Below are 8,198 nucleotides of genomic sequence, written 5' to 3' on the forward strand. Positions count from 1 at the left end.
ATTTGAGCCACGGCTGGACGAGCAGTCGACACCCGCGCCACGAACCGCGCCCCGAATCTTCCACGCGGAAGATGCGGGGCGCACTCGTTCGCTACGAGGCGGCTCAGCCGTCCAGGGGCAGCGTGTCCTGCCCGGCGGGAACCGACTGGGTGTCCGGGGCGGAGTTCGCCGCGGCGTCCGACCCCGGCACGGGCAGCCCGGCGAGAGCCGGACCCACCGCGTGCACGGCGCGGTCCACGCTCACCCCGGAGCCGTCACGACGACCGTATTCGTGGGGCAGGTTGCGGGCGACTCCGGCCGCGGATACGGCCTTACCCGGCCCGTGACCCACCCATGCGAGGTTCAGTCTGGACTCTCCCGTGAGCAGCCGCTGTGCGCGCACTCCCGCGGTCGCACGCCCCTTGGCCGGGTATTCGGAGAGGGGAGTCACCTTGATGGACGCCACACCCGTGTCCGGCAGCTGATCCTGGCCCCCGGCCTGGGTGACCACGACGGTCGCGGGGTCCTCCCGGACCGCGCCGAAGAAGATCGCGCGTTCGCCCGGGGCCAGTTTCATCCCGGCCACACCACCGCCATTGCGTCCCTGCGGCCGTACGAGATGCGCGGCGAAGTGCAGCAGCTTGGCATCCGACGAGACGAACACCAGTTCGACGCCGTCCGGGCATGCGGACACGCCGATCACGCGGTCTGCTTCCTTGAGCTTGATGACCGGCCACTGGTCGAGGTTGAGCGGGTAGTCGGGATTCACTCGCTTGACGATTCCCTGTTCCGTACCCACGGCGAAGACCTGGTTGAGGGGCACCAACCCCACCAGGTGCTCGTTCTTGTCCAGGCCCAAGAAATCGGCGGCGAGCACGCCGTCCGCGAGGCGTGGAACGCCGTCGAAATCCTGCAGCACGGGAATATCAATGCAGGACACGCGCAGCATGCGGCCCGTGGAGGTGACCGCCGCGATCTCACCGCGTGCGGTCGTCGGGAGCACGCTCGCGAGCGCGTCGTGTTTGAACCGGCGCGGAGCATCGGCCAGTGGCGTCCGGGTGGTGGTGCGCGCCAGGCGACCGGTCGTGGAAACGAACGCCCAGCACGGGTCGTCGCTGATCTCGAGCGTGACCGACGACGCCGCGTGCTTGCGTTTGCCGTCCGCGTCCGCCGCCGAGGTCACGGCCGGCAGGTCCTCCGCTTCGAGCAGGACGGTGCGGCGATCATCGCCGTGCGTCTGGGCGACCTGCTCGAGTTCATCCGCAACGACCCGGCGCAGTGTCTGATCGGAACCGAGGATCGCCTCGAGCTCGGAGATCTCCTTGACCAGCTGGTCCCGTTCGGCCTCGAGCTCGATGCGGGAGAACTTGGTGAGCTGGCGCAGGCGTAGTTCCAGGATGTGCTCGGCCTGGGCGCGGGAGAGGTCGAAGACCTTCATCAACCGGTCGCGGGCCTCGGCCGTCTGCTCGGAGGCGCGAATGATCTGGATGACCTCGTCGATGTCGACGATCGCGATCAAAAGGCCTTCCACCAGGTGCAGCCGGTTCTGGCGCTTGGCCAGCCGGAACGCGGTGCGGCGGCGCACCACGGACAACCGGTGATCGGTGTAGACCCGCAGCATGTCGAGCAGGCCCAGCGTGCGCGGCTGGCCGTCCACGAGCGCCACGTTGTTGATGCCGAAGGAATCCTCCATGGGCGTGTGCTTGTACAGCTGAGCCAGCACGGCGTGGGGGTTGAATCCGTTCTTGAGCTCAATGACCAGGCGCAGCCCATTGGTGCGGTCGGTGAGGTCCACTACATCAGAGATGCCGGCCAGTTTTTTGGACTGGACCGCGTCCTTGATCTTTTCCGTGACCTTCTCCGGACCCACCATGTAGGGCAACTCGGTGACCACGATGCCCTGTTTGCGTGGCGAGACCTGCTCGACGGAGACTTTGGCCCGGGTCTTGAATGAACCTCGCCCCGTTCGGTAGGCGTCGCGGATGCCCTCCAGGCCCACGATGCGCCCGCCCGATGGCAGGTCGGGACCCGGCACGAACTTCATGAGTTCTTCGAGCGAGGCCTCCGGGTTGAGGATCAGATGACGCGCACCCGCCACCACCTCGCGGAGATTATGGGGTGCCATGTTGGTGGCCATGCCCACGGCGATTCCGGTGGCGCCGTTGACCAGCAGGGCCGGGTAGGCCGCCGGGAGCACACCGGGTTGCTGGAACTGGTTGTCGTAGTTGGGAACGAAATCCACGACGTCCTCGTCGAGGTCTCCCGTGAGTGCCTGAGCGGCGGCCGCCATGCGGGCCTCCGTGTAACGCGGGGCCGCGGGACCGTCGTCCAAGGAACCAAAGTTTCCGTGGCCGTCCACCAGGGGCAGTCGCATCGCGAAGGACTGGGCCATGCGCACCATGGCGTCGTAAATCGCGGAGTCACCGTGGGGGTGGAGCTTGCCCATCACCTCGCCCACCACACGCGCGCTTTTGACATGACCGCGATCCGGGCGCAAGCCCATTTGGTCCATCATGAACAGGATGCGACGCTGCACCGGCTTGAGCCCATCACGCGCGTCAGGCAGGGCGCGTGAGTAGATCACCGAATAGGAGTACTCCAGGAAACTCGTTTCCATTTCCTGCGTGACATCGATATCCACGATGTGCTCTGTGAAATCCTCAGGCAACTCCTCCTGTTCGGAGCGGGTGGTTGAACGACGTCGGGCCATCTAGCGGCAACTCCTCGAATAATCGGCGTGTACCTGTCGGGAGGTCACACGGTTGGCTACTCTGAAGTCTATGGGTTCTCACGATGAAGGTTCGCAGTCACCGTCCTACCCCGAATACTGGGAAGCAGACGTCATCATGCGTGACGGTGCCACCGCTCATCTGCGGCCCATCAGCCCGGACGACCGGGAACTTCTGACCGAGTTCCACGGTAAGCAGTCCGAGGACAGCATTTACCTCCGGTTCTTCTCCTACAAACCCGCGCTGTCCGAGAAGGAACTGGCACGATTCACCACCGTGGACCACGTGGACCGCGTGTGCTTCATCCTGTTGTTGGACGCCAAGATGATCGGGGTGGGTCGCTACGACCGCACCTCCGAGCGCGCGGCAGAAGTCGCGTTCATGATCTCGGACCACCATCAGGGCCGCGGCATCGGGTCCATCCTGTTGGAGCACTTGGCCGCGGCCGCCCGCGAGAACGGGATCGATCGATTCACCGCGGAGGTACTCCCCGAGAACCGCAAAATGCTCCACGTGTTCGTGGAGGCCGGATACGACGTCTCCCGGCAGTTCGAAGATGGCGTGGTGGTGGTCGATTTCGACATCGACCCCACCGAGAAGTCACTGGCCGTGATGGAATCCCGTGAACACCGTGCCGAGGCCCGCTCCATCCAGGATCTACTCACTCCGGAGGTCGTGGCCGTGATCGGGGCGTCCGCGGACCCGGACCATGCCGGCTTCCACGCCGTGGAAGGCATTTTGAACGGCGGTTACACGGGCACCCTCTACGGGGTGGGGAACACGCCGTTCGAGCGGGACGGTCTCACCTTTGTCAAGAGCGCCCGGGACATCCCCGTGAAGATCGACCTCGCAATCATTGCCGTCCCCCGGGATGGCGTGGAAGCCACCATCGCGGAGTGCGGCCGAGCCGGGGCCAGGGCGGTGGTCGTCATGACCGGCGGCTACGCGGAGGCCGGCGCGGACGGTGCCGTTCAACAGCGGCGCCTGGTACGGATTGCCCGCGCGTCCGGCATGCGCGTGGTGGGCCCCGCAAGTTTGGGTTTCATCAACACCTCGGAGGAGGTCAGTCTCAACGCCTCGGTCCTGCCGCGAATGCCGCAGGGCGGGGGACTGGGGCTGTTCTCCCAATCGGGTGCGATCGGCACCATGGTGTACGGGGCTGCCCGACGGCACCGGGTCGGGCTGTCCAGTTACCTCTCGGCCGGTAACCGCGCGGACGTCTCCGGCAACGACATGATGCAGTACTGGGAGGACGATCCGACCACCACGGTGTGCGGCCTGTACCTGCAGTCCGTGGGTAATCCCCGAAAATTCTCGCGGATCGCCCGCAGACTCTCCCGTTCCAAGCCCGTCATCGTGGCCAAGTCCGAGGTCACCGGGTTGCGGTTGCCCCCCGGGCACACGGGGCGTACCACGCAGGCACCCCCCGGAGCCCTGGACGCGATGTTCCGACAGGCAGGAGTGATCCGCGCCGGGACGGCCGAACAGTTGCTGGACATCGCGGCCGTTGCTGAGAGCCAACCGGTTCCGGGCAACAACCGGGTGGCCGTGGTCTCCAATGCGTTGGCACTGTCCCAACTGGCCGAGGACTCCGCCATCCGCCTGGGCATGGAACCCGCGGTCTCCGACGGCAACGTGGACACGAGCCAGGGCCCCCAGCACGCGCACGAGGCCATTGTGGACGCAGTGCGCCGCAACGCGTCCCTGGAGGGAGTGGCCAGCCTGGTGGTCGTGCTCATGCCCGTGCCCGGGCTCGACCACAATGCACTGGTCGATGAGATCGCGCGGCAGGCCCGCACCGCCGAATGCACCGCGGTCGGTGTGTTCACCGGACAGTTCGGCAGCGACGCCAAGACGGCCATGGTGCACACCACCGACGACGGCGCGTCCCTGCCCTGCTTTGATTCGCCCGGCGCGGCCCTGCTCGCCTTATCGAGTGTGGTCACCTACTCGAGCTGGCGCGATCAGGAATACGGGCACGTGTCGATCCCCGAGGACTTCAATGACGACGCCATCGAGAAGTTCCTGGAAAAGCTCAAGCCCCAGATCCCCGGGGACGGGCTCTACGAACTGACCACGGACGAGACGACTGAATTGCTGGGGCACGCCGGGATCACGGTCCTGGAGTCCGTGCGGTTCTCCGAACCCGACCAGGGCGTCACCGCCGCGGCGCGGCTGGGCTATCCGGTGGCGCTCAAGACCACCGACCCGCACTTGCGACACCGCCTGGATCTGGGCGGGGTGGCGTTGAACATCGAGGACGAATCGCAGCTGCGCGTGGCCATCACCACGATGACGCGCGCGCTCGCAAGCTTCGGAAGCTCCGATTTCGAGGTGCAGTCCATGGCGGCCACGGGTCAGACGGTCCTGCTGCGGGCCATTGAGGACCCGTTGATCGGTCCCGTTCTTTCCTTCGGCATGGCCGGGGACGCCGTCAACCTCCTTGACGACTGGGCGCACAGGGTTCCGCCGCTGACCGATCAGGACATTACCCGCATGGTTCGGGCACCAAAGGCGTCCAAAAAACTCTTCGGACACCAGGGAGTCCCCGCCGTGGACACCACCGGTGTGGAGGACCTGATCAACAGGGTCGCTCTCCTCAAGGACCAGTTCCCCGAAACCGCGTCCCTCGACCTCAACCCGGTCCTGCTGTCCGGCTCCGTGGTCACGGTACTCACGGCAACCATCACGCTGGGTGACCCCGGGCAGCGCACCGACAGCGCTCGCCGGGCCATGCGAGGCTAGGCCGCTTACCGAGTGTCGGACACGATAGCCGGGCGTTTCGAGTTACTGGAACCCATTGCCAAGGGTGGCAGCGGGGCAGTCTGGCGCGCCATGGACCTTAAACTGGGGCGGGAATGCGCGGCCAAGGTGCTCCGCCAACGAGATTCCGCTGATTTGTTGCGGTTCGTCAGGGAACAGTCCGTGAAGCTGGATCACCCACACGTGGTGGCGCCCTACGGGTGGGCGGCCGAGGACGAGTACGTGGCGATCGGCATGCGGCTGGTCAGCGGGGGCACCCTCGAAGCGGCCCTGGGTGACAACGGAGCCGTTTCGGAGTCGGTGGCGGAGGAAATCCTCTACCAATTACTCCAGGCACTGCAGTTCGTGCACGCTCGCGGGTGGATTCACCGGGACGTCAAACCCGGCAATGTGCTCATGGAACCCACCGGCTCCGGGCGGCCCTGGGCGCGTCTCGCGGATTTCGGGATCGCCGTGCGAGCCGAGGACGCCCGATTGACCCACACGGGAACCGTTGTCGGCACGCCGGGCTATCTACCCCACGAGGCGTACGGGCCCATGGAGCCCTCCGCGTCCACGGACCTCTACGCCGCCGGGGTCACCGCGGTTCGACTCGTGGACCCGCACGTTGATCTCAGCGACCCCCTGGAACCGGCCGCCGTGGCGGGGCTGTTCCCTGAATCACCGCAGTTACGGAGTCACGTTGCCGGGCTGCTGAGCACGGATCCCCAACAGCGCATCGCCGCGGCGAAAACCGCGCTGCTGGATCTCGGCGAAGGCGCGGGCCGTCGATGCGACCGCGAATCCCTGACGGCGGAGGGCGAGCCCTTCGAAATCTTCGACGTGCTCTCACCCACGACCGAACGGGAACTGTCCACGGTTCCCGATGCGGCGGTGCTGCCCCTGCCCGACGACGCGCCCATGACGCGGATCCAATGGCATGCGGTGCGACGCCAGGGGGAACAAACGCAGCAGGCTCATCCTGCGCCCCAACTCTCGGATGACCCCCTGAACCCTTTCGGTGCCGGGCAGGAGACAGAAGCGCTGCCACGCCACGGCGCGGTGAGCACCCTCGCGCGGACAACGACCGTCACGGACACCGGCCCCGCTCAGCGAGTGACCCGAACAAAACCGGCCCGCTCGAAACGATCTCGCGTGCCGTGGGTCCTCCTCACCCTGGTACTGGCCGCGGTCGCCTTGACCGCGGGCTACTTCTGGGTGGGCCCAGTCATGAGTTCATGGCTGGACGGTGCGACCGGTCCCGAGCCCGAGGTGACCCAACCGCAGGACGGCACGCCGACGCCGTCGGCCCCGCAAGAACCCAGCATGGACGTGACGCCGGTGTGCACCGAACAGGAGGACGGCACACTCTCGTGCGTGGTCACACCATGAGTCACAACAATTGCGCACAGGCGAGGTAAGTGAAGGACAATGGACGCATGACGTATTCAGCTCCCGACGGCTCGCGCTTGATCGAGGACATCAGCACGGCCGGGTTCTATCCGCAACTCGTGGAAGACGTGGTGCGGGATTCCCTCGACGGTAGGCAGCCCGTGTCCCACCTGGTGCAGTTGGAAACCCACTTCAACAACACCGAACTCCACCGCCACATAACCGTGCTGGTACTCGCGGAGGATGTCCTGCACATCACCCACGTGGACGACCAACAGTTCGACGACAGCGGTCGTGACGTGGTGGCCCGGGTCTCCACGGAAACCGTGGGGATCTCCCAGATCCGTTCGGTCACTCTCAGCTACGCGTACCACCAGCCGCAGAATTACCGCCCCGACACACCCATCATGGAGCTGACGCTCGCGGTGAGCTGGACCGGGACCCAGCAACTCGAGTTGTACCCGGCCATGTGCGAGGACCCGGAGTGCCAAGCGGACCACGGGTACACGGGCACGGCCGCGAGCGAGGACGTGGTGATGCGCATCAGCTCCGAAGCGGACGGCAAAGATGCCGTGGAGGGCGCCCGCGAATTCGCGCGCACATTACGCCGGGCCAATCTGGCGCCCGTGACCGACTCGGGAGCCCAGATCGCACAATCGCCCCACCAGCGCCCCATGACCGAACGCCGCCCCTCCGAGGCCCCCGTGCAGCGACCGCGGTTCGGTCATCGCTTCACGGGCCGTGACTCCGGGCGCAAATCTTCATGACCCTTCCCGCGGATTTTCCCGCGCCCCCGCGGTACGGCGGGCGCAGCGTGGCGGACGTGATGACATCGGCCGCGGCCGCCTTGGGAGTACCGGGGACCACCAATACCTTGGGGCTGCCCAAAGCGCAACGGTACGTGGTGGTGCTCGTGGACGGCCTCGGGGCCGAGTTGCTCAGCGAGTGCTCCGGTCATGCACCCACGCTGCGCAGAGCCCAGTCCCTGGGGGTTCTCGACGCCGCTTTTCCCACCACGACGTCCGTGTCCCTGTCGAGTCTGGGCACGGGTCTCGCCCCCGGACAGCACGGCATGCTCGGTTACGACGTGGTGGATCCCCACCAGGACCGCGTGGTGAACATGCTCGGCCAATGGAGTCCACGGATCGAACCGGAAACGTGGCAACCCCACCGCACCGTGTTCAACCGGTCGGAGGACACCGTGGACACCGTGACGGTCAGCAAGCCCCGGTTCCAGAATTCAGAGTTGACCCGGGCTTCCCTGCGGGGTGGCCGTTTCAAGGGCGCCGACGGCGTGTTCGCTCGCACCGCAGCGGTCCTCGACGAGTTGCGCGAGGGCAAACGAGCGCTGGTCTA

General features: G+C 66.3%; 5 protein-coding genes. 4 read left to right on the plus strand and 1 reads right to left on the minus strand.

The features are described 5' to 3' along the window. Window positions 1-103: 103 nt before the first annotated feature. Window positions 104-2,689, minus strand: a complete 2,586-nt coding sequence (locus Q4E95_RS01715) for a DNA topoisomerase (ATP-hydrolyzing) subunit A (RefSeq protein WP_303381654.1) — start codon at window positions 2,687-2,689, stop codon at window positions 104-106. A gap of 70 nt (window positions 2,690-2,759) precedes the next feature. Here Q4E95_RS01715 and Q4E95_RS01720 point away from each other — a divergent pair, with 70 nt between their 5' ends. The 4 genes from Q4E95_RS01720 to Q4E95_RS01735 all read left to right on the plus strand — a co-directional run. Next, complete coding sequence (locus Q4E95_RS01720) at window positions 2,760-5,453, plus strand: GNAT family N-acetyltransferase (RefSeq protein WP_303381655.1); 2,694 nt, start codon at window positions 2,760-2,762, stop codon at window positions 5,451-5,453. A gap of 12 nt (window positions 5,454-5,465) precedes the next feature. Continuing rightward, window positions 5,466-6,842, plus strand: coding sequence for a serine/threonine-protein kinase (locus Q4E95_RS01725; protein ID WP_303381656.1), 1,377 nt, complete (start codon window positions 5,466-5,468; stop codon window positions 6,840-6,842). Window positions 6,843-6,889: 47 nt separating this feature from the next. Then, window positions 6,890-7,609, plus strand: coding sequence for a DUF5998 family protein (locus Q4E95_RS01730; RefSeq protein WP_303381657.1), 720 nt, complete (start codon window positions 6,890-6,892; stop codon window positions 7,607-7,609). Next, on the plus strand, window positions 7,606-8,198 hold a 593-nt coding region (locus Q4E95_RS01735; protein ID WP_303381658.1), incomplete at its 3' end, for an alkaline phosphatase family protein. The genes Q4E95_RS01730 and Q4E95_RS01735, both read left to right, overlap by 4 nt.

Origin of the sequence: Kocuria sp. (assembly GCF_030536815.1) — a bacterium.
GTDB lineage: Bacteria > Actinomycetota > Actinomycetes > Actinomycetales > Micrococcaceae > Kocuria > Kocuria gwangalliensis.